A 26,171-nucleotide genomic window follows, 5' to 3' on the forward strand; every position below is an offset into this window, starting at 1 on the left:
ATCCCCGAAAAGAAAACTATTATTTAACAAGTGGCGGCTGAGAGTTATGAGAAGACCTGGAAAATAAAGCGAGAGTTTTTGACTAAGCAGTACACGACCAGCTGAAATGATATATCGTTAAACGTTGAGCTGTTTACGGTTGACTTCACGGATAAAACTTTGGATGTATTTACCTGGCAGATTACCCGGATCACATGCGAGGATGAGACGTCAATGGTATCGTAGGATAAAAGTTCAACACGTTGACCTCTTTTCGCCAATTCACCATGTGACGGTACTCGACTGTATTCGAGCTTTCACCCCTCTTTAATTTCTGCAATGCGCTTCCAAATTATCCGAAGTTATTGTCAGAGATTCAGCGCACTTCATCGAATCTTACCGCATGTTGATAAAAGGCTTACTTCAGGGTCGTTTAAAGCCTATAAATTAAGTTTGCTACACCGAAAGTTATCGCTAAAATTCTAATGAACTTTCAACATGATAATCTTTTGCGTTTTCAACAAGGCTGTTATACAACATGTATGCGGCTTTCTTTCGGTATGCGCCATTGGGCCAGGTAACTGTACCAAATCTGGTCATTCCATCACCGGTGATCTTAATTACTTTCAATTCGGGATGGTTAAATACCGACGAGCCCATCAGCACCGTAGCCCAACGACCACTGCCAACCAGTTGTAACAAGGTGTTGATATCATTAACTTCCATCCTGATATCAAGCGGCAATTGGTGCTTTGTCAATATGCGGTCGAGATAATTCCGGATACTGTATCCGCCGGAAGGTAGCAATAAAGGTATATGCTGTAATTCTTTGATGCCGACCTGCTTTTTACCTGCCATCGGGTGGCTCTCATGCACTATTAGCGCCATACAAGATGAGAACAACCTCTCTATAACATAGTTGCCATTCTTGTCATCCTGGTAATAGGATAAGATGAAATCAAGTTTACCTTCGTCCAAGCTGCGCAGCAAATCCTGGGTAGTTCCAAAACCGATCTTTAAATGGATGTCAGGAAACTGTTCGGTGAAATCGAATATAGCTTTGGTCAGCAGATTAGTTAGTCCGTAGGTTACACCTACCATTAAGGTACCCCTATGCAGGTTCATCAGATCGTTGAGTATTTCTTTGCCATCTTCTGCATCTTTAACAGTTTTGCGGGCGTACGGCAGAAAAGTTATACCAGCTTCCGTGAGCCTCACCCTTTTTGCAATTCGATCAAACAGCGGCAATTTTAGTTCATCCTCCAGTTGCTTAATCTGTTGCGACAAAGTGCTTTGAGTAATAAAAAGCCTACCCGCCGCATCGGTGAAGTTTTGCAATTCTGCGGCTTTAATAAAGTATTTCAGTTGACGAAGTTCCATAAAATGAAGATAATAATAATCGGTTTTAACGATGAACTATATCGAAAAAAAGAGTTTAGACGATAATATTAAACGCCCGAACTTTGATTTATCAAATTAAAACAAGCAATGGAAATTAAACAAACTCCCGAAAATGCACTTTCACACTCTACAGTAAAAGCGATTATCAATGCACCAATTGAAAAAGTAAATATTGCCGACTGGCTTTTTAACCTCCCCGATGAAGAATATCAAGCTTGCTCTTCCGCTCATATTGCAGCCGGTTTTACCCGGACTTTTGATGGTACGCCTATGTCTATTAACGTAGAAACAATCGGTACAGCGCTAATTATTCAGCACTACGTGGCTACCGAATATCGACCGGATTATTGCCGTATGTTATCCGTTTCTGATGCGATTACTACCAATGGCCGCAGCAAAGTACAGGTATTATGGGAACTGAAAGTTACCAAATTGGATGACCATACCTGCGAATACGACAACGAGATTCATGCTACGGCAACGCCGGAGTTCTTGGAATATATCAAAACACATAACATATCACTTGCTCAGGCGGCGAACGAACGCCAAATTGCTTCCGATGCCCATAATCACGAGGAAACACCCCTGTTTGCTAAAAGCATAGAAAAGAAAGCGATGACCGGTAATTATGGTATTTAATCAAAGCAATGATATGAAAAGCAAGATAATTAAGCTGGCGCATGCGCCGCATGGGCTCCCCCGGGTAACAGATTTCAAATTAGAAGAAGAGCCGATGGTAGGTGTAGCGGAAAACGAACTATGGCTTAAGCCGCTTTATTTTTCGGTTGATCCTTATCTGCGAGCCGCAATGGCAGGAGAACACCCGCCGTTGCTTCACCCTGGAGATGTTATTGTTTCGCGTGCCATAGCTGAGGTGATTGAATCGACGCACAAGGGTTTCAAAATCGGTGATATCGTTACGGGGTATATGGAATGGCGGAACAACATGATCCGGAACACAGACGGGCTGAATCTCATTGAGATTAGTGAGTTGCCATTAAGCGCCTACCTTGGCGTCCTGGGTACTACCGGTTTGTCGGCATATTTCGCACTAAAAGAAATAGGTAAGCCAAAGCAGGGTGAAACCATCGTGGTATCCGGTGCTGCCGGTGCTGTTGGTAGTATTGCCGGTCAAATAGGAAAACTTCTTGGCTGCAGGGTTATTGGTATTGTTGGAAACGATGAGAAGGCAAACTATATTCAATCGGAACTGGGGTTTGACGGGGCGATCAATTATAAAACTACCCCAAATATCGAAGCTGCAATAATTGGTCTGTGCAAGGACGGCGTTGATGTTTATTTCGACAATGTAGGCGGTGAAATATCCGATGGTGTTATTGCTCGAATGAACAACTACGGACGTGTAGTGGTTTGCGGATCAATAGCTAATTACAATGATACAGCGATATCAATGGGACCAAGGCTCCTGCCACAAGTTGTATTTAAAAAATTGCTGATACAAGGGTTTTTAATAGGAGACTATAAAGACCGGTTTGCCGAAGGAAGAGCAGTATTACAACAATGGCTGAAAGATGGCAAAATAAAAAATATGGAAACAATAGTTAACGACTTTGACAAATTGCCGGAAGCATTTATTGGTTTATTTACCGGGAAGAACGAAGGTAAAATGATTGTGAAAATTTAATCTTAATTGCATTCTGACCAATAAAGCATAGCACCAAAGCCAATATGAATCATTAAGAGATTGCCCACTTATGCAGACCATTCAGTAATTTAAAATTATGCGGTAGTGAGACTGCAGCAACCGCATAAATATTTTTTTGCTTTATCGTAGCTGCATCTTCGGAATCAATTCAACAACTGCTTTTTGAATTCAATCGGGCTCAATCCGGCTTCTTTTTTAAACAATTTTGAAAAGTAAGAGAGGTTATCAAATCCCAGTTGGTATGCTATTTCCGAAATATTTTGATCCTGATTCCGCAGACGATTTTTAGCTTCTTTTATTAATGACAGATGAATCAATTCGATGGCGGTTTTACCTGTTTCCTGTTTGAGCAGATCACTTAGGTACCGACGTGACATATTTAAGTGTTCAGCAATCTGTGCGACAGAGGGCAGGCCACTATTTTGCAATGCGCCATCCTGAAAATACCGCGCTAATACTTCATTGAATTTGGAGACGGTTTTTCCCGAGCTGACCGTACGATTAATAAACTGGCGTTTATAATATCTTAATGCGTATTTAAGAATGGAATCAATATGCGTCAGCATGATGTCCTGGCTGTATTCATCCAGATTATTGTTGTATTCCGCTTCTATTTTATGATAAAGTTCCCAAATGGTCTGTTCTTCTTTAGGTGAAAGATGCAGGGCTTCGTTAACTTCATAGTCGAAAAAATTATATTTCTGAATATCATTGTAAAGGTGGTGCCCAATTAAAAAATCTTCATGTACGCAAATAATGAAGTTATCTTCTTCCAGGTCGAGGTTATTGAACTGCATGACCTGGCGGGGTTTAATAAATGATAGGCAACCGTTTCTATGATCATAGGAGGTACGGCCATATAGCATCACGCCGGAAATGAATTTTTTATAAGCGATCATGTAACAGTTCGTAGTAAATTCCCGGCCGCCGAACGGACATGTTTTTAGACCAGCCAGCACGGAGATCAGCGGATGCTCAGCTGGCGGCAAGCCACTTGCCGTCCTAATATCATTGATCGATTCGAAATGAAGCATATCCAAAGTTAAAGACAATCTGCATCATTAACTGCTGCAGATTGTCATTGTTAATACATTAGTTATTCGCCGTGAGCGGCTACAGCAACCTCATTCCAGGCTTTCCATTCAGTTAAGCGATTCTCATACTCTTTTGTAACTAAGGGTAAAGCATCTTTGCCTAACAGGAAGTGCAGAGGCGGGTTATCACTGTTCACCAGTTTCAGGATCGCTTCTACGGTAGCTTCCGGTTTACCTAAAGAGATTCCCGAAATCGCCGCATAAAAACCAGCTTTCAACTCATCATAAGCAGGGATAGCTGTTGCATGTACCGCAGAAGAACCACCGAAGTCGGTTGCATAGGCACCTGGTTCCACAATTGTCACATGAACACCAAAATCTTTAACTTCCTGTGCCAAGGTTTCGCTCAACCCCTCTACTGCATATTTTGATGCATTGTACAGGCCGATTGTTGGCCAGGTTACTAATCCAAGTACGCTAGCTATCTGAATAATGTGACCGCTGTTTTGCGCCCTCATTACCGGTAGTACTGCCTGGGTGAGCCAAAGCAAACCGAAAAAATTAGTGTCCATTATACTGCGGGCTTGCTCTTCAGAACTTTCCTCTACAGCACCCATCAGGCCATAACCTGCGTTATTGATCAACACGTCAATTCTGCCGAAGTGGTCATTTGCCTGTTTAATGGCAGCGGCAGCGGCTCCGCGGTCATTTACGTTTAGTTGCAACGGTAGCAGCCGGTCGCCAAATTTGCTGACCAAATCACCTAGAGAATCTGTGTTACGGGCAGTTGCGATCACACTGTGACCTTCATTTAAAAACGCTTCTGCCCAGATCTTTCCGAACCCCCTGGAGGCCCCTGAAATGAATATTACTTTTGACATTGTATGATTTTTTTTGTTAACCCAAAACTATGGCGCAATTACGGGTGCCTGTTAACACAGAAGTCGGAAAGATTAACACGATTGTACGTCAATATTTTTAGGACGATTAGCTGTTTAAATTCAACTAGCACATTACGTTCCTGTCGTTTCGAAATTGCTTAGCCATCTGCCGTAAAACCTATTGTATTTATACCGTTGTAAGTCCGTTTGATTAGAATTTCATACAAATTCAAAAATTTATCTTTTTCTTGCCATATGCGGCCAGTGCTCCGTAATCTGATTATCGGTAATAATTGCGCAGCGGTCGTAAAGATTGCTTGTGCGGCCAATGTGATAGGGCAATCCGTAAACGGTTTCAGCTATTTGCATTGAATTTATGCCAGTATCAATCAGTAAGTGCTCCTCGGATTGTGAAATGATCTCTGCTCCGGGAAATTGAATGAATTCTACCCGTTCTGTCTCGGGGCCTTCGGATGAGACCGCTTTGTAACCTAAATCCAGGCAGGCGTTCCTTGAAGATGGTTTGGAAATAACCCTTGTAACAACTGTTGCCGCATGGTGAAAACCAAGTTCAGGATAAAACTCCTGGTAGTGTTTATCCCAGTAAATAAAAGTGCCGGGGCTGCATTCAACATCGCCTTGCTGCGCGTAAAATTGCAGTGTCGGTGTGCTTCCTGCCGCTAAACGCAAGCTGTCAATTCCACTTTCCATAAGTTCACGATAGAGTTCTCTTACAGCGGTAAAACCCTTCGCTGCCTGCGCTATTCGCGTTTCCTTGTCGGGATCAGTGATATGACCGTCGTATGCGTGCAATCCTATCACTTTAATATGCAGGAATTGTTTGCAGAAGCTGTAAAGCTGCACACCTTTATCCGGTACGATCCCTGTACGGTTCATTCCGACATTGAGATCAATCCAAAGATTAACAGTAACGTTAAATCTTTTGGCCTCATCAGCAATATACTGCGCAGCGATTTGGTTATCAACCAGGCATGAAAAGTGTGCATTAGGATAAGTAGTCATCAGATTTATAAAACGCGCAACTTTTGGGCCCACCGGCTGATAAGCCATTAAAATATCCCTGGCACCAACCAGTGCCAGCATTTCGGCTTCAGCTATAGTTGCGCACTTGAATTTTGTGATACCTGCATCAATGCACAATTGAACAACCTGAGGACATTTATGCGTTTTCACATGCGGTCGCAGCTGATTTTTATCTTTAAAAATGCTGATCAACCGGCTGATATTGGCCTTAACTTTATCCGGATAAACAGCCAGAAAAGGTGTATCTGTCTGATCTGCATTTGAAATATAATAAGGATTTGTTGATTTGGTCATCATACATTTTTAGTATTGGATAACAATTTCGTTAAATCATTAAATGAACTAATCGGATAACTGTTTATAAATTTTACAGTTATCCGATTAGCTGAGTATTTACCAAGAAGACCTTGATCGCTTCGTAGGGAGCAAATCTTTAATTAACTCCTGCCTGCACTTAATCCGCCGTCAACTGGCAGTATAGCGCCCGTTGTCCATGCAGCAGCATCTGATAATAGATATTTAATTGCGGCGGCGATCTCATTTGGCTGACCATTACGGCCAAGTGGGTGAATGGCGTTTAAACCCTGGTAAAGTTCAGTGGCCTGATCAGCAGAACCAAGTAAACTTGTTAAAACGTTAGTTTCAACTACGCCCGGTGCAATAGCATTTACGCGGATCTGAAACTCAGCCAATTCCATCGCTATCTGCTGAGTAAAGGCGTGAAGGCCAGCTTTTGCCATAGCGTAAGCAGCAGTTGGCGTACCTTTGATGGCATGCTCTGACCAATAAGAACCGATGTTAACGATAGCACCGCCTTTGCCCGCTTCCTTCATTTTGGCTGCTACTGCTTTGGTGATCATAAAGAAACCTCGGTTGATATCCAGTAAAGCGTCGTACTCTTCAACACTTGAGTCCAAAAATGGCTTTGGCCTAAAAATACCGGAAGCGTTTACCAGGTAATTTATCTCATTTATCTTATTCAGTTCCAATATAAATTCGGACACTGAACCCTGATCGGTCAGATCAACTTTTAAACCGGTTAAATTACCGCCGTTATTTGATAATTCAGTAATCGCGTCTTCGATGCTTTGTTGAGTTTTGCTGGCAACGATAACATTTACGCCTTCTTCCAATAAGGTTTGAGCTGTTGCTTTGCCCATGCCACTTGTGCCGCCAATAATTAATGCTGTTTTTCCGTTGAATGTGTTTGTTTTCATGGTTCCTATTTTTTAATATTTATTATTTAGACACGGCCGCAAAAAAGTGTGACAAAATAATGTGACAAACAACCAGACCAATTTTGATATTTGTTGCTCCATTAATCATTTTTGCTATGTTTCCTTATACAGAACAATACATTGAAAACGAAGATAATCTACTGATACAGCAGGCTTTAAATGGTTCATCCACTGCTATCAATGAGTTGATTGACCGTCACCAGCATTTTATTTATAATGTGGCCCTGAAATTCGTTAGGGACCAGGATGATGCGCATGATCTTACTCAGGAGGTTCTGATCAAGATGGTGACTAAACTTCAGCAGTATCAGGAAAAGAGCAGTTTCAAGACCTGGCTGTATCGGTTAGTATTTAATCACTTCTTAAATACGGAAAGAAAAAAAGCTGAAAAAGAAGTTTATTCTTTTGATGAGTTAGGAGATTTTGTAGAGACCGTTCATAATCAGGACGAGATGACGACGGAAGAACAAGAGGAGTACAGTGAGCAGATTACCACCATCAGGAATAAATGTATGACAAGCACCCTGTTATGCTTAAACCGTGAGCAGCGAATCATATTGATTTTAGGCAGTATCTTTAATCTGAAATCAAATATTGCAGCGGACCTATTGGATATGACGCCTGAAAACTTCCGTAAGCAATTATCCAGGGCGAAGGCCGACCTGTTCAATTTTATGGATAATAAATGTGGCCTCATGAACCCTGCTAACAGTTGCCGTTGTCATAAAAAAACTAAGGGATTTATGAAAGACGGATTGGTTGATACCAATACCGGACAATTCTTTGGTGATATCGCCAGTTCCATCAGAAGCCTCGCTGATGAAAAGAATGAGGCACTGGATTATTTGATGGAGCAAAAGTATCTTTACCTGTTCACCAGCCAGCCTTATCAAAAAGCTATCAGAGGCAAGGATCTGGGTGTTAAGCTATTGTCTGATCCCCAGGTCATAGAGCTTTTTAGGTTGAATTAGGGAGTTCAACAAAATTGATAATAGCTAAATACGGTTTTGTTCTTAAACGCCAGAAGGAAGTAACTTCAGAAAATAATCAACGGACCAGCATATTTTAATAATATGAAGATATTTTAGCGGATAAACCTTAAGAACGAATACTTAAAACCTTCTTTTAAGATTTCGGATGTATTCTTCTACTTGGTGATGATCATAACCTTGTCTTGGTTAACATTTGTGACTACGGGCATTGAATAATAAGTTCTTCCTCCCGGCGTAAAGCTGCGTGATCGTTTTGACTAACGTTATAAAATTTTCAATCTGTATTAATATCTGGGTCATCAACTACCATTCCGACAAACTCTCCTGACTAAAGGCCCAAATTTTAAATGCTGGTATAGCTTAGTCTGACTGAAGCAATAACACTTATAAATAAAAGGGTTGAAAATGAGAAAATTCAAAATTTAAGCTAATCGAACCTATAAATAATCGTATTAGTTTATAGATAGCGATGGCACTTTAAATCATCATTCATGCTTCCTCACGATTATAAAAAGGATAGTCAGTATAGCCCCTGGCGTCCCCACCATAAAAACTATTCCGGTCATAGTCATTTAATGGCAGCCCCTCTGCGAAGCGTCTAACTAAATCCGGGTTGGAAATAAAATGACGTCCAAAAGCAACCAGATCCGCATCTCCTTTCTCAATGACTTCTTTAGCCGTTTCAAATTCATATCCACCCACTGAAATAATGGCGTTTTTAAATATTTTACGCAGATGCTCGGCAGCGATAGGTCGTAGTCCTTCAACTTCAACTGTGCTACCATAAACTCTCGGTTCAACGATATGCAGATAGGCTAATCCAAATTGGTTTAATGTTTCCGCCGCGTGGCTGAATAACGCAATGGGATTATGATCAGACATTTCGCCGAAGCTACCGCTTGGTGAAAGCCTGACGCCTACGCGGTCACCTCCCCAAACTGAAACCATAGCCCCAACCACTTCAGATAGCAGACGGACACGATTCTCTGCGGATCCGCCATATTCATCAGTTCTTTTATTTGTTCCGTCCTGCAAAAACTGGTCAATTAAATAACCGTTTGCGCCATGCAATTCAATACCATCAAAACCTGCATCTTTCGCAAGCACTGATGCGTTACGGAAATCCTCGACAACTCCTGCTATTTCGGCTGTTTCCAAGGCCCGGTTAGGTGTTGCCGGTTTCCATCCTGTTGGCGTATAAACGACGTTGTTGTGCGGAACTTCGGAAGCACCTACCGGTAAAGCGCCATTAGGTTGTAATTCAGTATGAGATCCCCGGCCCGCATGAAACAATTGTAAAAATATCTTTCCTCCTTTTGCGTGTACTGCTTCTGTAACCTTTTTCCATCCTGCGACATGTTCAATCGTGTATATTCCCGGTGCACCGTAATAACCATGGCCTGTTTCTGATACAACGGTAGCTTCAGCGATAATTAAACCGCCATATGTTGTACGCTGGGCATAATATTCCACCATCAGGTCGTTTGGAATAAAATTCTCGACAGTACGCATACGTGTTAACGGAGCCATTACTATTCGGTGATCTAAATTTATTGATCCTAATTTGACCGGCGAGAACAATTTTCCCCGGTCCATGATATTATCTGTTGACATATATTTATTTATTTGAATATTTTAATGTTTGCGCTGATTCTTGATTTAGTCAATCTTTATCAACTCAATTTGGCTAACACCTTTCTTTCATTTAAAAATATGAGCTGCCCTCTGTGATAATTTTGATGACTTGCCCGATTGATCAATACATTCAGTTTATTACGCTGCGGATCCAGTAAGAAATCTGCATCGGATACAGAATTGTGTTTACCAAGCCACTCCTCGGGTGTTAATTCTCTAAATCTTTTTTCAAGGAAAAGGTTCAACGATTCCCATTGTTTCTTCAAATCCTTAAACGAGAGCTCAAAATCCACAGCACTTTCACCCTCGGTTGCAAGAGGTGCGATTTCTGGAAATAATTTTTCGCCAAACCCGAATAATGGCAAAAGGCCATCATTCGTGGCGATTAGGTGAGCCAGCACATAAACAGCCCTATTTCTACCCGGTGCAACTTCTTGTAAATAGACCTCGTCCGGATGCTGATTCAAGAAGGTATCAATGGCTTTATTTTGGGCCAGCCAAAAATTGATAACCTGATCTATAATTTGTTGGACCCGCTGCTCTGCAATGTTGATTTTTTGTTGGTCTGACATGATTTCTTATATTAATAAATAGACTCAATTTTAATGTTTGCCTATGCGTTTTCTTATGAGTATAGTTTTACACTCCGATTAGTTGATAACCCGGTTTGTGTTTTACCTAATTGTAAGCCTGGTTGATATTAGTGGATCAACTTTTAGAGGGTTCTGTAACCTCCGTCTATTAGCAATTCTGATCCAAGCATATATTTTGAGTCGTCTGAAGCCAGGTAAAGAAAAGCCTGGGCAATTTCTTCTGGTTGCGCCAACCGCTTTGCCGGAGTATGACTGATCAGCGCTTCCTTAACTTTCAAAACCTGTTCAGGAGATGCGCCTGTTCTTTCAAATGCCGGAGTTTCTGTAGGCCCTGGAGATACCACATTCACGCGGATGTTACGGTCAAGCAGTTCAGATGAAAAGCTTCGTGCCAATGATCGTAAGGCTGCCTTTGTCGCATAATAAGCTGCCCCTTTACCATTTCCTTTTTCTGCTCCTGTTGAACCTGTAAGTACAATCGATGCACCATCATTAAGATAGGGTAGTGCGCGCTGTACGGAGAAAAAGGAACCTTTAAAGTTTATATCACTGGTCTTATCAAACATCTCTTCAGTATATCCTGTAAGAGGGCCTGTAATATATACAGCAGCGTTAACGATCAGTATATCAATTTTGCCTGAAAATTTGGCGGTAATATGTTGATAGGTATCGTCAATTTGAGCCAGATTTTCGATGTCCGATACCAATCCAATTGAATCTGAACCGATGTCACTAACGGCATTTTGAACCGATAATTGGTCGCGGCCTGTTATTGCGACTTTCGCACCTTCACTTGCAAACAGTTTTGCTGTTGCCAAACCTATGCCGCTGTTACCACCAGTAATTACGGCTATTTTGTTTTGTAATTTTTTCATGTTGTTTTGATCATTAACATATCCAACAGCCCGCTTAAACAAGAAGAGCTGTTGGATATGGTTATTATTCAAGGACATCAGGATTACCTTACGCCTCCGCTTGCAAGCACTTCCTCGCCGGTTACCCAGCTTGAATCTTCAGATGCCAGGAATACAGCAACTTTAGCAATATCTTCAGGTAAACCTGTACGGCCAAGTGGGGCGGTCGCGATCAGTCCTGCTTCAAAATCGCTGCCGATAAAACCTGCTGTATGAGTTCCTTCAGTCTCCACCAAACCAGGGTTAAGGGAGTTTACACGTATTGTTTTGGCACCAAGTTCTCTCGCTAATACGCCGGTGATTGCTGCCACGGCACCCTTGGTGGCTGTGTAAATTGAACTTCCCGGAGGAGTTGTTTTGCTAACGGCAGAACCGATATTAATGATACTGCCACCTTTTTCGTTAAAATTTTTAACGGCTTCCTTGGTAGTCAAAAGCAGGCCAAGTACGTTTGTGTCGAACTGATTATGAAAATCAGCTGCATTCACATCCTCTAAGCCACCGAATTTGTAAACACCTGCGTTATTCACCAGGATGTCAACTGCGCCGAAGGCTTTTTTGGTTTCTGCAAATAAACGGCTGATGTCAGCTTCGTTGGCTACGCTACCCTGAACAGCAATGGCTTTTCCACCATTGGCGGTAATCTCAGCAACTACCTTATCTGCACCATCTTTTGCTGATGCATAATTCACGACTACGCTTGCACCTGCTGCGCCTAAATGTTTGGCAATACTTGCACCAATACCTTTTGATGCTCCTGTAACTACTGCTACTTTGTTTTCTAACTTTTTCATTTTTTTTTAATTTTTATGGATAAGAAATATATAGAGATCAGGAACGCTCGTCCCCGAGTTTTATATCATTGAAATAAGATGACAATAATGGTTTTGGCAATTCACATTTGAGTGCCGTATTTAAACCCTGTTGTTTTTTACGTTTTTGGAATGCGGAACTCAAAATTTCCCTGGTAAGAAGTCCTGTATTCAATAGGATGACAGCTTCCGGGTCCAGATAAGGAAGCGCATATTGTATCGTAAAATAGGCTTCACTGAAGTCAGTAATCTCCTGAAATGAGATATTAGCATTAAGCAATAGCAAATTGATCCTGCCACCAAAATAGCAGGCCACTTTTTGATAGATAGTAAATAACCCGCCAATATTTTCCGACTCATTTAATATGCCCATTGCACCGTGGCCTATAAATTCTACAGCAGTTGAAAGGTCGGTTTGGGTTGAGGCAGTGATAGCGACATTAAAACCTGCATGCCCAAGAAATTGCGCATTGGCCAGGCTTAGTTGGTCATTAACCTGTGTAAAAAGTGCTATCTTTTTTGACTGAGCTTTCATCGCTGATTTTCTTTGCTGATACAAAGGTCATCAGGATTGGCTAGCTGTTTTGAAGAAGAATCAAAGATAAATTTGTGAAAATCAAAGAATATGATTTTTTTTAAAATTAGCAGGAGACATCCCACTCTGTTTTTTGAAGAAATGGCTAAAATTGGATTGATCGGCGAAGCCAACTGCATAGGCTATGTCCTCCAAACTCCAATCAGTCTGTAGCAGGAATATCTTACTTTGTTCCAGTAAACGGCCTTTGATATGCACACTTACATTTTGGCCGGTATGCTTTTTTAGTAACGCATTAAGGTAATTTGGGTGGATAAATAATTCTTCAGCGAATGCAGTAGCTGTTTTTAAACGAATCGGATTTACGTAATTAATTTTGCTGGCTTCTTTTTCTAACAAATGAAAAAACTCATGCAGATGCTTATAGTCGCCGGAAATTGCATCGGGTTCAGCATAGTTGGCTATCCTTGTACAGTTTAATAAAAGTAACTGCAAGTAAGCTTGCATGGTTTCTTCCGCCATTGCGCCGCCTGATTTTTCAGCCTCAAGCATCTGAGCAAACAACGGATTTAAAACAGCAATGTCATCCTGGGTTAATCTAATGACACTTTTATTTATGTCAGTAAATAATTCGTATTTTTCAATCAATGCCCTTAAGCTAAGATAACGGTCGGCATATTTTCTTTTAAAAAAACCAACGTACCCTTCTGACTCCTTGTTCAACTTTTTCCAGGAAATGATTTCACCGGGATGAATAAACAAGATCGTAGGGCTGTCTATATGATAAGTGTTTGAACCCAGTGTAAACACGCCAATGCCTTTTGTTACATACATTATTTTGTAGAAATCCCTTCTGTTCGGTGAAAGATAATTTTTACAGGTATGGGGAGCCCTTGGAATAATGTGAATGTTCCACGGTTGGAAGCCCTCCCTTGAAATAGGCAGCAAATCGGGAATATCCCAAATGTTATTAATTGTTTTCTGATCTACAGATGTTCCGGGCATCTATTACTTGAAGTTATATTTTATGGTAAAGTAAAAATACATTATCTGCGCAGTATTGTCTAATGCGGGATAAACCTTTACAATTTAATTACGGGTAATCATTCGTTTATATCCGTTAGAAAACCATTTGTCCATTCCAATGGATGAGCTTGATCGAAGACTAAATTTTAATGAATATCTTCAAAGCTTGCGTCAATCGTTTCGATTTTATCCCTGTGATGGCTGTCATAAATTGTAGCCCATGGGGTAATCGGCTCACAATATGCTACTTGTAAATTGCTTATAATAGACTTATAACTTAATTAGAATTATTGGGATGTTCTCGTTTAAGTTCGAAAGGCTGGATTTCATGATTTTTAATCAAATCAAAAGCGAATTCGGAGAAATCAGGCCGGTTGAGGCCCAACATCATCTTGCCCGGAATTAGGTGGTGTGGTTCGTTAGTATCACCAGTTTTGTTCGCTTTCGATTATGTTTGCATAACATGATTTTACCAAATGATAAATAGATTACCCACAATAAAAACGTAATTTGACCTATGGAAGCGTTCATCAATTACATACTGCAATTCGGCAATCTAAACAGGCAGCAAATAGACCTTATTCTAAATAAGGCGACAACGCTTGAATTTCATAAAGAGGACTATTTTTCTGAAGCCGGTAAGGTCCCAAGGTACGTAGGGTTTCTATTGGAAGGCGTGGTTCGGTTTTGTTACTATAATAATAAAGGGGAAGAGATCACGCATTCATTTGTTGAAGAAAATAATTTTGTTTCAGACCAGCAAAGGTTCGAGGCGCAGATCATTTCATCCGAATATATTCAGGCAGAAACCGTCTGTAAATTCCTTGTTTTTTCCAAAAAGGACTGGGATGAGATCGGCAATACCATCGTTGGCTGGAAAGACATCGAGAACCTTATCTTAAAAAACTGCCTGTTGAAAGCGATCGAACGCAGAAGTCCTTTGGTCTCCGAAGATGCGACCAACCGTTACCTGTTATTCAATCAACATTTTCCGGGCCTTGTCAATCGGGTGCCGCTTTCCCATGTCGCTTCTTACCTGGGCATTACCCAGCAATCCTTAAGCCGCATCAGGCGAAATGTCCGTTAAGTGTCTTTTTTAACGGTAAACAGTGCTTTTTACCAAATGGTAAAAGTATTCCTGCCTCACTTCACAACTTTTGCTTCCTTATTTAAACAATTAAAAAGATGAGCAAAAAGATCGTATTAATAACCGGAACCAATAGTGGTTTCGGATGGCTAACGGCACATAGCGTTGCTGCTTTAGGCCACCAGGTGTATGCCACGATGAGAGATACCAAAGGTAAAAATGCAGAAAAAGCCGAAACCCTATCCGCATTAGAAAATGTTACCGTTCTGGATGTAACACTGACCGACGACCAAAGTGTTAAAGCGGCGGTCGACAGCATCATCGCAAAAGAAGGCGTCATCGATGTACTGGTCAACAATGCCGGGGTTTCGATGAACGGTGTAGCGGAAAGCTTCACTACCGCTGACGTACAGGCCATTTTCGATGTGAACGTTTTCGCGCCCTGGAGATTCATCAAGCAGGTGCTGCCGGCTATGCGTAAGCAGAACGATGGCCTGATCATTAATGTAACCAGCGGCTTTGGCAGGGTTTCTTTTCCGTTCGCAACCATATACGCCGGGTCTAAGTTCGGTCTGGAAGGAATAAGCGAAGGATTGCATTACGAAGTTAAAAGGTTAGGTATAGACGTGGCTATCCTGGAGCCGGGTGCCTTTCCTACCGAAATGCAGCAGAAAACACAGTATGCTTCAGACCAGTCCGTATTTGAAGGCTACAGTGTGATCGCCGATATCCCGAACAAAATGATGGCTGCGATAGGCGGGCTGATCCAAACCAAAAACCCCAATCCGCAGGATGTGGCGGACGCCATCGTTAAGCTGATCGGTACAGAAAAAGGCAAAAGACCTTTGAGGACGGTTGTTGACCCGATCACAGGGGAATACATCGAAGCAGCTAACCAAGCTGTTGCTGAGCAATTTGGAGAAGGCCTAACGATCTTCGGCATGGGCGAATTATTAGCGTAAACAGCAAGAAGATATTTAACACTTTCGGCCAATAAAAAACGGCAGTGAATAGCCAGATATTCCAGGTTTTCTGGCCTGTAAACAGGCGTTCCTGCCGTAGCCAATAATTGGTTTGAATCACGTCCAGTCTGGGGATCAGTTTAGTTTTTGTTTCTAATCCGATGCTCGCCAATTAAGATTTATTTATATTATAAGATAGATATATAATTAATACATGCAGGAACAGGTGATTTTTTCATGGCTCTAATTAATAAAATAGACGCTATGAACGTTTCGTTTATTGACCAAAGAGATTGTTGCAGTCGTTAGCATGGGCCATTGCGTGCTAAACATTTCAGATAAAAGCCAATATATAGCTATAGTTATCTTTCCTACACATTTTTATTTTTCATTGCTTTTTTTATTTTTGTATCAAGGGAAACTATTGCCTGTTTCCATTATCGCCTTTAATGACAGATTTTGTAAATTCACTGGGCAGCAAAGCCCTTCTTGACATTCTGCTGCTTTCTAATGATGCAACAGCCATTTACACCGGAGAAGACCTAAGGATTGAGGCTATCAACCAGGGAATGCTCAATATCTTGGGAAAAGATACATCGGTACAAGGAATGCCCTTCGAACAAGCGTTTCCTGAACTAAAAGGACAACCTTTCACCCATACTCTAAAAGATGCCCAGCGCACAGGTCAGACCTATAAAGCAAAGGATATCCCTGCTAAACTCAACATTGAGGACACCGAACAAACTTATTATTTTGATTTCATTTATCGCCCCATAAAGAACGATACAGGTAAGGTCATTTGCATACTTCACACCGCGACCGAAGTATCTGACCGGATCAATGCCCTCAAGTTAGCCCAGGAAAAACAGCTTGGCGAACAACTGGCCTATGAGCAACTGGAGGCAATCAATGAAGAATTTCAAGCTGCCAACGAAGAAATAAATGCGGCTAACGAAGAACTAAATGCAGCTAACGAAGAAATACAGTCGGTTAGCGAAGAATATCAGGCCACCAATGAAGAACTCAATGCTACAAACGAACAGCTACAAAAGTTGTCCGACCAATTGCAAGCCCTGGAAAATGAACGGTCGCAATTGATCACCAGTTCACCCATCGGCATGACCATTTTGAAGGGAGAAGAATTCATTATTGAGATGGCCAACGCACCGATCTTTAAGCTATGGGGACGCAGCCCAGAGCAAACCATTGGCAAAAAGATCCTTGAGGTTTTTCCGGAACTACTCGATCAGCCCTTCCCCGAAATGTTAAGGGAAGTGATGACATCAGGAAATGCATTAGAGATCAAGGAAATAGCTGTTGATATTACCGCACCCGATGGCAGCTCGAAAAAATACTATGTGGATTTCGCTTATCATCCCCTTCTTGGAACCGATGGAACGGTTATAAAGATTATGGCGACTGTCAGCGATATTACCCAGATCGTCGCAGTCAGGAAAGTACTGGAGGATACCCAGCTACAGCTTAACCAAACCAACGAACAGCTGTCCGCGGTGAACGAGGAATACATGGCAACTAATGAGGAACTTGCTCAGGTAAATGAGGAATTCCAAAATACAAACGAAGAGCTTGCCCAGCTCAATGAGGAATTCCATGTTACCAATGAAGAACTTAACGCTGCAAACCAGATCCTTGTGGCAGCAGGTATACTAGGTGATAAGGAAAATATTGAACTCACTTCGCTGAACATCGAACTCAAAAAACGCAATATAGCACTTGCTTACAGCGAAAAGCGGGCATTGGAACTGTTCTTTGATGCCCCTGTTGCCATTGGGTTATTATCGGGCCCGGAGCTGTCAATCATCTCAGCCAACCCCGAACTGCTTCGCCTTTGGGGGAAAACAGGAGCCATATTGGAAAAGCCCTTGGACGAAGCACTTCCCGAATTGAAGGGACAACCGTTTTCAGAAATACTTTATCAGGTTTACAGTAGCGGCAAATCTGCCTATGGAACAGGCGAAAAAGTCGTATTGCACCGCGAGGGCAAGCTGGAAGACTGCTATTTCAATTTTATATATAAGCCGATCAAGGACAGAAAAGGGCGCACTCACTCGATCATGATCGTAGCGGGAGAAGTAACGGAGCAGGTTAATGCCATTCACTCTGCCCAAGACATCTCAGACCGGCTATCCGTAGCCCTTAGCGCGGCCAGCTTGGGTTCTTATGACCTTGAACTTGCAACTGGAAAAATGGAATGCAGCGACCGCTGCAAACTAAACTTCGGAAGAAATATAGCAGAGGATTTTAACTTCCCAGACCTTATGGAAGCCATCCTCCCCCAATATAGAGAAACCGTTCAAAAAGCGGTAGCCGGTGCCATAGCAAATAACGGAATATACGAATCAGAATATGAGATCCAGCTACCGGATGGCGGAAAGCGATGGATTCACGCCTCCGGCAGTCCACGCTACGACGCCCAAAACAATCCCTCAAGAATGATTGGGGTTACCCTGGATATCACCCAGCGCAAAGCCTATGAACAACGTCGTGACGATTTTCTATCAGTAGCCGCCCATGAGCTTAAAACACCGCTCACCGTACTTAAGGCCAATCTGCAGCTGCTTGAACGCATTAAAACACAGATAACGAACCCAAAAGCGCATCAATTGATCGAAGGGGCCAGTGCTTCCATGTCAAAGGTGAGCATTTTGGTAGAGGATCTGCTCAACCTGAGCAAGCATTCGGGTGGAAAGCTTGAACTCCAGAAAAAATGGTTCGATATCCCACAGATTTTAGATACCTGCTGTAGCCATGTGCGTATTGAGGGAAACCATGAGCTGATCCTGACCGGAGAAAAGAACCTTAACGTCTTTGCCGATGAACTCCGTATCGAACAGGTGCTGGTAAACTTGGTAAACAATGCAGTTAAATATGCCCCCGGGTCAAACCAAATTCATCTTATCGTTGAAAAAATAGATCAATATGCCAAAATTTCGGTAAGGGATTTCGGTCCGGGGATTTCCCAGCAGCAGATCCCAAAGCTATTTGACCGTTACTGGCAGGCCAATAAATCATCCAGCACTTATACCGGACTCGGCCTTGGATTATCTATCTGCGCAGAGATCATCGAGCGGCATGGCGGAACGATAGGCGTAGAAAGCACCTTGGGAGAAGGTTCAACCTTTTGGTTTACCTTGCCGATTTAATTTTTTACCAATAAAAGGACAAGAGTATAAAATATTTTTTATCCAAAAAGGAGGTAAAGTCATTGATTGTTCCATTAAAGCTGGACAAACTTTTAATACAACGCAAGGGTCTGCTTATTATGAATTGGGCAATAAATTCATTTTATAAAAACGCATTTTATAGATTCACATAATTCATAAACTTTGACTTTATCGCCAAAAACCTTATGGATAATATCGCCGCCAGCTGTGCAGCGAAAACCACCCGCACAATGGACAATTATGGCAGTATTTAACGCTATTTCTGTGAATTTTTGAATATAAACGTTTTAAATATAATGCTCAATCATTTTATATAGATTTTCAATCTCAAATGGTTTTGGGAGGAAATTGTCGGCATGACAATCGCTTGCAATTTTTGCAATATCGAATTCAGCCGACATAATGATTACAGGTATTTGTTCAATAACTTCATCGTTTTTTATATCCTTGCATATAACATCTCCATTTCTATCTGAACCAGTAAGGCGTAAATCGAGTAATATAAGCTCGGGCTTGATGTCAGCTATTTCCCGAATTGGAAGGGATGTTAACGAACAATAGACTTCATAACCTTTATCCTTTAACACCATTTCGAGAATTGCATTGATATCAGGATCGTCATCTATAACGAGTATTTTCGATGCCATAATTTTCAATTTAACTCCTGCGGTACAATTTTTATACCGAAGACTATAAATAGTTTTATTAAAATTCTTTATGCCTCTTACAGTGCATCGGGAAGTTCAAAGAAAAAAGTAGATCCTACGTTTTCTTCACTTTCAAGGTAGATCTTACTGTTATGTGAATGTAGTATTTCGGCCACCACGTACAATCCAATACCGAATCCGGATATATTTCTAATCTTGTCATTATTTACACGATAATAGCGGTCAAATAATCTTTCCTGTTCATTTTTAGCTATCCCAATTCCATTGTCTGTTATAGAAAGGTGTACTTTTTCTTGTTCAACCTTGCACTTTATAGTGATCTCACTTCCTTTAGGCGAATATTTAGCTGCATTGCTGATCAGGTTGTCCAGCACCTGGCTGATCTTGAGGCGATCCGCATACACGTAAGCTGTTGAGCAATCTTTCAAAATATAAAAATAACCGGGCAAAGTTAATTTAGCTTCGAATACAACTTCTTCAATCAATTGATGAAGGTTGAATCGTTCACAATGGAGCTCCATTGTTCCGTCAAGTAATTTGGTGTTATTCAGTAGATTTTGAATCAGGGTTGTCATTTTGTTAACCTGGCGGTTGACACGTTGTAACGCATCGTGTTCAAAACTACCCTCATCAGGTTTCACTTTATCCAACATCGCCTGAATGAACATTTTAATCGAGGTAAGAGGAGTCTTTAATTCGTGACTGGCGATGGATGTAATGCTTGGCGGCATGGATGGCCGCTCGATTTGCAAAGAGATGAAGTCGAATAACCTGACCTGTTCAGTACCCGTTATTCTGATTTCAGGGACACATGACCTTGCTGCATCGCTTAACCTGCCTGGTGCGCCAAATGATTTTGTTGCCAAGCCTTTTGATATAGATTACTTACTTGAAAGAATAAAAAAACAGTTGGCCGCTTGATTTGCGCATTTTGTTCCTTTAGCAATTTCATAAAAATCGCTAACATTTTTTCAGTCACAATTGAAAATCTTTATCCCGTTTGTAATAAAAATACTCTCCAATGATTTACCGCCGACATTATCTCTTTAGCAATTTCACTCCATGTCTATCAAACTGATTTATGAAAAACAAACTTTATTACGACAAGACGATTAATAAATTAGTACCTGAAAAGGTACGTACGTTTTTTGTAGTCCATTTAAATCACATCTATACAGCAAAATCGCATTTTGTCGAAAGATTGCCTGAAATTGGATTACAAGGTTACTTCGAAGATCTTAAAAAACCAATTGAAAAACTGACTGAGGATGTAACTCTCCAATTATCAAGTTTGAATGCCATATTCAAATTGCTTGATGCAGAACCCACAGTTAATAACAGCGGTAGTCTTATTTGTGTTGTTGAGAATGCATTTAGCTCGATTCCATTTTTTGGAGATAGTCCGTCGTTGCGTGATATGTCATTACGATATTACCTATACAACATTGCCAACATGGAGACGGCCTCATTCAAAATCTTACAAACTGCCGCATCAGAATTAAAAAACAAACCCATTAGCTTATTACTAACACTAAATTTTAAAGATGCTAAGATAGACCGTACAAAAACTCTTTTCGGTGCTTAATTAAGCTAGCATATTTATTATCATGTCAGACTTAGATTTATGCCATCTTCTAGCCAGTCATTAAACGCTCCGGCCCAATGCAGCCAGAGCTTTTTTCTTTGAATATACTAAAGCATGATAAATGAATTCTCACCATTAATTAAAAAGGACAAACGGTGGACTGGCTATTCAAACGTTTGGACTGATTTTCCGCCAGGATTGTTTCAAATATTTTGCTGTTCGCATCACTTTGCTTAGTGGCAATCACAGAATCTGTCGAAAAGGCCAGTAAAGCTTCATCAATAGATAGTGTTCCTGCTGCCGAGTCTTTTCTACCGTTAAAGGCAAATGAATCCGGGCCACGCTGGCATTGCACATTAATATTGATCCTGCCCACTTCACCATTAAGGGTATCGATAAGATAAGCTATTTTTTTCGTATCTCCGCTGAAAATGCTCACCTGCTGCCCGTATGGGGAGTTGCTGATAAAAGACACCGGCATGTCCAAATCTTCGAAAGGCACCACCGGGATAACCGGGCCGAACTGCTCTTCATGATAAAGCCGCATGTTTTTGTTTACAGGATAAACGATGGCAGGCTTAACGATAGATTCAAAGCTATCTTCTTCATCATCTGTTCTGTTGATCACCTGTGCTCCGTGGCTTAACGCATCGCCAATAACATCCTTCAGGTAAGCAGGTTTAGCAGGTTCTGCCAACGGGGTAATATTTACACCTTTTGTCCAGGGCATACCAACTTTTAACTGATTCACCGCGTAAATTAGTCGCTGATTAAATTCTTCTACGATGTCACGGTGGACAAATAAGATTTTCAATGCGGTACAACGCTGTCCATTAAATGACAATGCCCCTGCGACACTTTCGCGGACTGCATTATCCAGGTCAGCATCTGCCAAAATGATCGCTGCATTTTTGGCGTCTAAGCCTAATATTGCTTTCAACCGGTTAGACTTAGGATGCATTTTTTTCAGACTGTCAGCTACTTTGCTGCTGCCGATTAATGCCAGCACATCTACTTTGCCGCTTTCCATTAAGGTGGGCACAATATCCCGGCCCCGACCGTAAACAGTATTTACCACACCTGCGGGAAATGATTCGGCAAATGCATCCAGCAACGGCGCAAATAAGAGTGTACCGTGCTTTGGCGGTTTAAACAAAATGGTATTGCCCATGATCAGTGCCGGTATCAGTGTGGTGAACGTTTCATTAAGCGGATAATTGAATGGGCCCATACATAAAACAACACCAAATGGAACTTTAGTACTGTGCCCGATAAAATCGTTAGCACAAATAATTGCGGAGTTTTTATTGCGTAAGCGGCTGGCAGCTTTAACCGTTTCGTAAATATATTCTACCGTACGATCAAACTCCTTTTCCGCGTCTGGAACAGTCTTACCTATTTCCCATACCAATAAACGAACGACCTCTTCACGTTTAGCTTTCATCTTTACCAGAAAGTCTTCCAGGCAGTCGACACGTTCTTGCATATACATAGACGGCCATTGGCCTCTTCCATGGTCGAAAGCGCTGAGCGCAGCTTCCAATGCATCATTGGCTTCTTTTTCAGTTGCTAATGGATAGCTGCCAATCATAAAGGGTTCTGCTTTTCCGTCTTTATTGTGTTTTACAAAGACTGGAGAAGTAACTAAATGAGTGGGTCCGTCCCAGTCTTGGAGTTGCCCGTTAATCAAAATCTGTCGTTGATATAACGGCTGGGGCAACCTGATTTCTCCCGGTATATCATCAATCACAGGAAATAATCCTGACATTGAATTCTGTTGTTTATTTTCCATGATATTACTTTAATCAATTTTCCAATTGATAAAGCAAATTTCCGGATTGAGTACCTAAAGAAAGATGAACTAGCTTAAGAAATTAAGGTGAACTACTTCACGTTTTGTTGCTGCAATGAAAGTTCTAAAACAAAAACATCCCATCGGGTTGTTAACCTGATAGGATGTCCGGAGTTAATCGAAAGTATCTCCGAAGTTAGCTGCCGAGCAGCTACTATTTATTTAACCGCCAGTAAATCTACCTTTTCGATAACCGGATCGGTAGCTAACAGCTCAGGCGCATGGGCCATCAGTGCCTTGGCGATTTCTCCACCCAAGTGTGCGTCCCGGCCGTGTTCATCTGTGAAGGTGTCGAAGATTCCGAAAGTAGATGGCCCGAGCTGAAGCGCGTACCAACGTACGGTTTGTGTTTCGGCCTGGGCCAAAGGCAATGCGCTTTTTATAAAATCAGCGACCTCCTGTTCTTTGCCGGGTTTGGCTTCCAGGCGTGCAAGTAATGCAAATTTTTCCATGATATTATTTTTTTAATGCTTTAAATCCGCTAATCAGGATTAGCCCTGATCGCGGACGGCAAAGTTATCCAAGCTAAGTCTTAAAAAAGGTGAACTGGTTCACATAAATTGCTGCCTGGAAAATGCGTTAATTTGTATTTACAACATGGAAGATCTTTCGCGCTTTATAGAAAACATAAATCATAAGACCCGGCTTTCGCCTGAAAACATGGGGCGGTTAATGAGTGCTTTTCAGGTAGTAAAGGTGAAAAGAAAACAATTGCTGATTCAACCCGGATTTGTTGCCAAATACCGAATCTACATATTAAAGGGGGCTTTCCATTCTTATGTGATTGACGATAAGGGGAACGAACATACTATACAATTTGCGGTGGAAGACTGGTGGCTTTCGGACTACAACAGCTATATTCATCAAACCCCTGCAACGCAGTTTGTCGAAGCTTTGGAAAATAGTATTATTCTTCAGATCGATCATCAAACAGAACAAGAGCTCAAAGATGCTAATTTAGAGTTAGCAACATTGTTCAGGCTAATGGCCGAACATTCAGCAGCTTATCTTGCACGGCGTATTGTATCTAATTTAACCCAGAGCGCCGAGGAGCGGTATAACGACTTTGTTGCCAAATACCCAAAAGTAGTGCAGCGTCTGCCACAATACGCGCTCGCCTCATATTTGAATATGACCCGAGAGTTTTTATCAAAGATTCGTAACGATAAAGTGCGAAAAAAAGTGAACTAGTTCACATGTTTTTCTTAAGCTAGTTCATCGTTCTGAAGGTACAATTGCCCGCAACTTTGTGGTCTAAAATTTAAAAATTATGTCACAAAAATTGAGCAATAAGGTAGCCGTTGTTACAGGCGGTACCAGCGGCATTGGCTTAGCCATCGCGAAACGTTTTGCGCAGGAAGGCGCTAAAGTAGCCGTTACCGGCCGTAACCAAAAATCGATTGATCAGGCAGTTGCCGAAATCGGCGCAAACGGCCTGGGTATCCAGGGCGACGTTTCTAGCCTGGCTGACCTTACCCGTATCTATCAAACTGTAGCCGACCATTTTGGTAAAGTGGACACCCTGGTTGTTAACGCAGGAGTTTATATCTTAGGTCCATTGGCAGATTTTACTGAAGACCAATTTGACCAGGTTAGCGACATCAATTTCAAAGGCGCGTTCTTTTCAGTACAAAAAGCTCTTCCAGTGTTAAACGACGGTGCATCTGTAGTATTGATTTCTTCAACTGTAAACGCAAAAGGTGTTCCTAACCATGCGGCTTATTCAGCAACCAAAGCTGCTGTACGTTCATTGGCACGTAGCTTCTCTGCTGAACTGCTTGATCGCAAAATACGTGTTAACGCATTAACCCCTGGACCGGTTGATACCCCGGTATTTGCAACAGTTGCAGGTAGCCCGGAAGGAGCCGCAGCAATGAAAGAAGCAATGGGCAATTTCACCCCGGTTAAACGTGTAGCCGAAGCATCAGAACTTGCAGCCGCCGCACTTTACCTGGCTTCAGATGACTCATCTTTTATGTTGGGTGCTGAACTATTGCTGGATGGTGGCGTAAGAGAACTTTAATAAGTTTTTTTAGCACGACTAATAGAACTAATCCGAACTGTTAGCAGTTTATCCTCCAATTTGTCAAATGTCATGTGATAATTTGGTGTTTATAAATTTATTAATTTAAGGCTATTTATCCTACACGAAACCAAAAATGATTAATTATGCAAGAGTTAGAAAATTGTTAAAATCTCAAAATTAAATTTTTAGGTTGAATGCTATAATCTTTCTCAACTGTACAATTTAATTGGTTTAAAATAAAATGCCCCGGCAGCATAACCGGGGCGTTTTTAATTGAACTGGAAATTAGCGTTAATAGTTCTTTTGTGATAGGCTATAAAGTAAAAAACAACGTAAATTATAGGCGGTGCGTAGTTTAAATGGCACGAAAAATAAATCAAGCCTCAAAAAATTAACGCCAACGGCAAGTCTTCAACCATACCTGGGTTTACAAGTTTAAGTCGTCCTGTAGACAGAAAAAAAGCTGCCAGAAGCGATTGTGCAATCCATAAGCTTATATTTAAGCCCTTTGATTTGCATGAAAAAATTTCGTAGAAGATGTATTTATACTCATGTGATTTTGATTTAAATTTTTTATTTAGCTGATGGATAAAAACGAGAATTGAATCTCCTATTAATCAGGAACAAACGGGGTAAAACGAATGATTCTACCCCGCGAATGTCATTAGTTTTCACAAATTAATGATGTGGCACTTACGGAATCGGCTGAACCTCGCGAACTTCCACTGAACCTCCCGCATCAAGTGTCGGGCATTGTTTTGCCAGTTCAAGGGCTTGTTCCAAACTTCCAGCTTGATGCGAAATACGTCTAGGACAATAAGGCCATTGCTTCTAACAGGGTAATTGACAATGGTATGGCCTTTACCCCAAATAAGGTACCTTTCGTTTGCCATTACTGAGTTGCCTACAAATGCCCTTGTACTGCCCATTTAGGAACCAATTCGGCCCACTTTGGCCCAACCTGCGCAATGTTCTCTGGGGTTATTGCTTTCAATCGAAGAATAAATACGTAGTCTTTCATTTTTTATATTTGATATTTTGTTAAGCGATCCGAAT

Annotated in this window: 26 protein-coding genes; 11 read left to right on the forward strand and 15 right to left on the reverse strand. The window is 41.4% G+C overall.

Features of this window, described 5'->3' with window-relative positions; genetic code table 11:
• Nucleotides 1-30: 30 nt before the first annotated feature.
• The gene (locus RG47T_RS27085) at nt 31-105 is read left to right on the forward strand and encodes a DUF4113 domain-containing protein (RefSeq protein ID WP_074493547.1); all 75 of its coding nucleotides are present in this window, start codon (nt 31-33) and stop codon (nt 103-105) included.
• Between the two features lie 348 nt (nt 106-453).
• Here RG47T_RS27085 and RG47T_RS17220 read toward each other — a convergent pair whose 3' ends face one another.
• Nucleotides 454-1,359, reverse strand: a complete 906-nt coding sequence (locus RG47T_RS17220) for a LysR substrate-binding domain-containing protein (RefSeq protein ID WP_074490653.1) — start codon at nt 1,357-1,359, stop codon at nt 454-456.
• 108 nt (nt 1,360-1,467) lie between these two features.
• On the opposite strand from RG47T_RS17220, the gene RG47T_RS17225 reads away from it, so the two are divergent.
• The gene (locus tag RG47T_RS17225; protein ID WP_074490654.1) at nt 1,468-2,019 is read left to right on the forward strand and encodes a hypothetical protein; all 552 of its coding nucleotides are present in this window, start codon (nt 1,468-1,470) and stop codon (nt 2,017-2,019) included.
• A gap of 13 nt (nt 2,020-2,032) precedes the next feature.
• On the forward strand, nt 2,033-3,025 hold the full coding sequence (locus tag RG47T_RS17230) for an NADP-dependent oxidoreductase (RefSeq protein ID WP_074493549.1): 993 nt from the start codon (nt 2,033-2,035) through the stop codon (nt 3,023-3,025).
• A gap of 164 nt (nt 3,026-3,189) precedes the next feature.
• Here the strand turns inward: RG47T_RS17230 and RG47T_RS17235 are convergent, their stop codons facing one another.
• From RG47T_RS17235 to RG47T_RS17250, 4 genes are all read right to left on the reverse strand, one after another.
• Entirely contained in the window at nt 3,190-4,080 is an 891-nt protein-coding gene (locus tag RG47T_RS17235) for a helix-turn-helix domain-containing protein (RefSeq protein WP_074490655.1), read from the reverse strand.
• 62 nt (nt 4,081-4,142) lie between these two features.
• Complete coding sequence (locus RG47T_RS17240; RefSeq protein WP_074490656.1) at nt 4,143-4,961, reverse strand: SDR family NAD(P)-dependent oxidoreductase; 819 nt, start codon at nt 4,959-4,961, stop codon at nt 4,143-4,145.
• A gap of 237 nt (nt 4,962-5,198) precedes the next feature.
• Nucleotides 5,199-6,302 (reverse strand): D-TA family PLP-dependent enzyme, encoded by a 1,104-nt coding sequence (locus RG47T_RS17245; protein WP_074490657.1) that lies wholly within the window; start codon nt 6,300-6,302, stop codon nt 5,199-5,201.
• Nucleotides 6,303-6,442: 140 nt separating this feature from the next.
• Nucleotides 6,443-7,222 carry an SDR family NAD(P)-dependent oxidoreductase gene (locus tag RG47T_RS17250; RefSeq protein ID WP_074490659.1) on the reverse strand — a complete coding sequence of 260 codons (780 nt, stop codon included), beginning with the start codon at nt 7,220-7,222 and terminating at the stop codon, nt 6,443-6,445.
• Between the two features lie 116 nt (nt 7,223-7,338).
• On the opposite strand from RG47T_RS17250, the gene RG47T_RS17255 reads away from it, so the two are divergent.
• A complete protein-coding gene (locus RG47T_RS17255; protein WP_074490660.1) occupies nt 7,339-8,214 on the forward strand; it encodes an RNA polymerase sigma factor in 876 nt (291 codons plus the stop codon).
• A gap of 510 nt (nt 8,215-8,724) precedes the next feature.
• Here RG47T_RS17255 and RG47T_RS17260 read toward each other — a convergent pair.
• From RG47T_RS17260 to RG47T_RS17285, 6 genes are all read right to left on the reverse strand, one after another.
• Nucleotides 8,725-9,849, reverse strand: a complete 1,125-nt coding sequence (locus RG47T_RS17260) for an alkene reductase (protein ID WP_074490662.1) — start codon at nt 9,847-9,849, stop codon at nt 8,725-8,727.
• A gap of 59 nt (nt 9,850-9,908) precedes the next feature.
• The gene (locus RG47T_RS17265; protein WP_074490664.1) at nt 9,909-10,442 is read right to left on the reverse strand and encodes a DinB family protein; all 534 of its coding nucleotides are present in this window, start codon (nt 10,440-10,442) and stop codon (nt 9,909-9,911) included.
• A 143-nt stretch (nt 10,443-10,585) separates the two neighbouring features.
• Complete coding sequence (locus RG47T_RS17270) at nt 10,586-11,338, reverse strand: SDR family oxidoreductase (protein ID WP_074493551.1); 753 nt, start codon at nt 11,336-11,338, stop codon at nt 10,586-10,588.
• Between the two features lie 83 nt (nt 11,339-11,421).
• On the reverse strand, nt 11,422-12,171 hold the full coding sequence (locus RG47T_RS17275) for an SDR family NAD(P)-dependent oxidoreductase (protein WP_074490665.1): 750 nt from the start codon (nt 12,169-12,171) through the stop codon (nt 11,422-11,424).
• A gap of 37 nt (nt 12,172-12,208) precedes the next feature.
• The gene (locus tag RG47T_RS17280; protein WP_074490667.1) at nt 12,209-12,724 is read right to left on the reverse strand and encodes an SDR family oxidoreductase; all 516 of its coding nucleotides are present in this window, start codon (nt 12,722-12,724) and stop codon (nt 12,209-12,211) included.
• Between the two features lie 81 nt (nt 12,725-12,805).
• A complete protein-coding gene (locus RG47T_RS17285) occupies nt 12,806-13,729 on the reverse strand; it encodes an AraC family transcriptional regulator (RefSeq protein WP_074490668.1) in 924 nt (307 codons plus the stop codon).
• A 538-nt stretch (nt 13,730-14,267) separates the two neighbouring features.
• Between RG47T_RS17285 and RG47T_RS17290 the strand changes: the two genes are divergently transcribed.
• The 3 genes from RG47T_RS17290 (at nt 14,268) to RG47T_RS17300 (ending at nt 18,963) form a co-directional block, all read left to right on the forward strand.
• Nucleotides 14,268-14,837: a Crp/Fnr family transcriptional regulator gene (locus tag RG47T_RS17290; RefSeq protein WP_074490669.1), complete on the forward strand. Its 570-nt coding sequence runs from the start codon at nt 14,268-14,270 to the stop codon at nt 14,835-14,837.
• A 98-nt stretch (nt 14,838-14,935) separates the two neighbouring features.
• The gene (locus tag RG47T_RS17295) at nt 14,936-15,799 is read left to right on the forward strand and encodes an SDR family oxidoreductase (RefSeq protein ID WP_074490671.1); all 864 of its coding nucleotides are present in this window, start codon (nt 14,936-14,938) and stop codon (nt 15,797-15,799) included.
• Between the two features lie 449 nt (nt 15,800-16,248).
• Nucleotides 16,249-18,963 carry a PAS domain-containing protein gene (locus RG47T_RS17300; RefSeq protein WP_074490672.1) on the forward strand — a complete coding sequence of 905 codons (2,715 nt, stop codon included), beginning with the start codon at nt 16,249-16,251 and terminating at the stop codon, nt 18,961-18,963.
• 308 nt (nt 18,964-19,271) lie between these two features.
• Here the strand turns inward: RG47T_RS17300 and RG47T_RS17305 are convergent, their stop codons facing one another.
• Both RG47T_RS17305 and RG47T_RS17310 read right to left on the reverse strand, forming a co-directional pair.
• Nucleotides 19,272-19,631: a response regulator gene (locus RG47T_RS17305; RefSeq protein ID WP_074490674.1), complete on the reverse strand. Its 360-nt coding sequence runs from the start codon at nt 19,629-19,631 to the stop codon at nt 19,272-19,274.
• A 77-nt stretch (nt 19,632-19,708) separates the two neighbouring features.
• Nucleotides 19,709-20,383, reverse strand: coding sequence for a sensor histidine kinase (locus RG47T_RS17310; RefSeq protein WP_074490676.1), 675 nt, complete (start codon nt 20,381-20,383; stop codon nt 19,709-19,711).
• A gap of 25 nt (nt 20,384-20,408) precedes the next feature.
• Between RG47T_RS17310 and RG47T_RS17315 the strand changes: the two genes are divergently transcribed.
• Nucleotides 20,409-20,573: a response regulator gene (locus tag RG47T_RS17315; RefSeq protein ID WP_245770855.1), complete on the forward strand. Its 165-nt coding sequence runs from the start codon at nt 20,409-20,411 to the stop codon at nt 20,571-20,573.
• Between the two features lie 160 nt (nt 20,574-20,733).
• Nucleotides 20,734-21,237, forward strand: a complete 504-nt coding sequence (locus tag RG47T_RS17320) for a DUF892 family protein (protein WP_074490679.1) — start codon at nt 20,734-20,736, stop codon at nt 21,235-21,237.
• A gap of 139 nt (nt 21,238-21,376) precedes the next feature.
• Here the strand turns inward: RG47T_RS17320 and RG47T_RS17325 are convergent, their stop codons facing one another.
• Complete coding sequence (locus tag RG47T_RS17325; RefSeq protein WP_074490681.1) at nt 21,377-23,029, reverse strand: aldehyde dehydrogenase family protein; 1,653 nt, start codon at nt 23,027-23,029, stop codon at nt 21,377-21,379.
• Nucleotides 23,030-23,247: 218 nt separating this feature from the next.
• On the reverse strand, nt 23,248-23,541 hold the full coding sequence (locus tag RG47T_RS17330) for a putative quinol monooxygenase (RefSeq protein WP_074490682.1): 294 nt from the start codon (nt 23,539-23,541) through the stop codon (nt 23,248-23,250).
• A gap of 145 nt (nt 23,542-23,686) precedes the next feature.
• On the opposite strand from RG47T_RS17330, the gene RG47T_RS17335 reads away from it, so the two are divergent.
• The gene (locus RG47T_RS17335) at nt 23,687-24,280 is read left to right on the forward strand and encodes a Crp/Fnr family transcriptional regulator (RefSeq protein WP_074490683.1); all 594 of its coding nucleotides are present in this window, start codon (nt 23,687-23,689) and stop codon (nt 24,278-24,280) included.
• A 79-nt stretch (nt 24,281-24,359) separates the two neighbouring features.
• Entirely contained in the window at nt 24,360-25,112 is a 753-nt protein-coding gene (locus RG47T_RS17340) for a glucose 1-dehydrogenase (RefSeq protein WP_074490684.1), read from the forward strand.
• The last annotated feature ends 1,059 nt before the right edge of the window (nt 25,113-26,171 follow it).

This window comes from Mucilaginibacter polytrichastri, assembly GCF_001911425.1.
Classification (GTDB): Bacteria; Bacteroidota; Bacteroidia; order Sphingobacteriales; family Sphingobacteriaceae; genus Mucilaginibacter; species Mucilaginibacter polytrichastri.

What these genes read in the sequence shown, in the direction of transcription:
- RG47T_RS17260 (WP_074490662.1), bottom strand. Translation starts at nt 9,849, where the DNA reads ATGTCAACAGATAATATCATGGACCGGGGAAAATTGTTCTCGCCGGTC.
- RG47T_RS17285 (WP_074490668.1), bottom strand. Translation starts at nt 13,729, where the DNA reads ATGCCCGGAACATCTGTAGATCAGAAAACAATTAATAACATTTGGGAT.
- RG47T_RS17290 (WP_074490669.1), top strand. Translation starts at nt 14,268, where the DNA reads ATGGAAGCGTTCATCAATTACATACTGCAATTCGGCAATCTAAACAGG.
- RG47T_RS17270 (WP_074493551.1), bottom strand. Translation starts at nt 11,338, where the DNA reads ATGAAAAAATTACAAAACAAAATAGCCGTAATTACTGGTGGTAACAGC.
- RG47T_RS17300 (WP_074490672.1), top strand. Translation starts at nt 16,249, where the DNA reads ATGACAGATTTTGTAAATTCACTGGGCAGCAAAGCCCTTCTTGACATT.
- RG47T_RS17245 (WP_074490657.1), bottom strand. Translation starts at nt 6,302, where the DNA reads ATGATGACCAAATCAACAAATCCTTATTATATTTCAAATGCAGATCAG.
- RG47T_RS17275 (WP_074490665.1), bottom strand. Translation starts at nt 12,171, where the DNA reads ATGAAAAAGTTAGAAAACAAAGTAGCAGTAGTTACAGGAGCATCAAAA.
- RG47T_RS17220 (WP_074490653.1), bottom strand. Translation starts at nt 1,359, where the DNA reads ATGGAACTTCGTCAACTGAAATACTTTATTAAAGCCGCAGAATTGCAA.
- RG47T_RS17305 (WP_074490674.1), bottom strand. Translation starts at nt 19,631, where the DNA reads ATGGCATCGAAAATACTCGTTATAGATGACGATCCTGATATCAATGCA.
- RG47T_RS17240 (WP_074490656.1), bottom strand. Translation starts at nt 4,961, where the DNA reads ATGTCAAAAGTAATATTCATTTCAGGGGCCTCCAGGGGGTTCGGAAAG.
- RG47T_RS17255 (WP_074490660.1), top strand. Translation starts at nt 7,339, where the DNA reads ATGTTTCCTTATACAGAACAATACATTGAAAACGAAGATAATCTACTG.
- RG47T_RS17250 (WP_074490659.1), bottom strand. Translation starts at nt 7,222, where the DNA reads ATGAAAACAAACACATTCAACGGAAAAACAGCATTAATTATTGGCGGC.
- RG47T_RS17265 (WP_074490664.1), bottom strand. Translation starts at nt 10,442, where the DNA reads ATGTCAGACCAACAAAAAATCAACATTGCAGAGCAGCGGGTCCAACAA.
- RG47T_RS17235 (WP_074490655.1), bottom strand. Translation starts at nt 4,080, where the DNA reads ATGCTTCATTTCGAATCGATCAATGATATTAGGACGGCAAGTGGCTTG.
- RG47T_RS17320 (WP_074490679.1), top strand. Translation starts at nt 20,734, where the DNA reads ATGAAAAACAAACTTTATTACGACAAGACGATTAATAAATTAGTACCT.
- RG47T_RS17325 (WP_074490681.1), bottom strand. Translation starts at nt 23,029, where the DNA reads ATGGAAAATAAACAACAGAATTCAATGTCAGGATTATTTCCTGTGATT.
- RG47T_RS17280 (WP_074490667.1), bottom strand. Translation starts at nt 12,724, where the DNA reads ATGAAAGCTCAGTCAAAAAAGATAGCACTTTTTACACAGGTTAATGAC.
- RG47T_RS17330 (WP_074490682.1), bottom strand. Translation starts at nt 23,541, where the DNA reads ATGGAAAAATTTGCATTACTTGCACGCCTGGAAGCCAAACCCGGCAAA.
- RG47T_RS17315 (WP_245770855.1), top strand. Translation starts at nt 20,409, where the DNA reads ATGAAGTCGAATAACCTGACCTGTTCAGTACCCGTTATTCTGATTTCA.
- RG47T_RS17335 (WP_074490683.1), top strand. Translation starts at nt 23,687, where the DNA reads ATGGAAGATCTTTCGCGCTTTATAGAAAACATAAATCATAAGACCCGG.
- RG47T_RS17340 (WP_074490684.1), top strand. Translation starts at nt 24,360, where the DNA reads ATGTCACAAAAATTGAGCAATAAGGTAGCCGTTGTTACAGGCGGTACC.
- RG47T_RS17225 (WP_074490654.1), top strand. Translation starts at nt 1,468, where the DNA reads ATGGAAATTAAACAAACTCCCGAAAATGCACTTTCACACTCTACAGTA.
- RG47T_RS17230 (WP_074493549.1), top strand. Translation starts at nt 2,033, where the DNA reads ATGAAAAGCAAGATAATTAAGCTGGCGCATGCGCCGCATGGGCTCCCC.
- RG47T_RS17295 (WP_074490671.1), top strand. Translation starts at nt 14,936, where the DNA reads ATGAGCAAAAAGATCGTATTAATAACCGGAACCAATAGTGGTTTCGGA.
- RG47T_RS17310 (WP_074490676.1), bottom strand. Translation starts at nt 20,383, where the DNA reads ATGCCGCCAAGCATTACATCCATCGCCAGTCACGAATTAAAGACTCCT.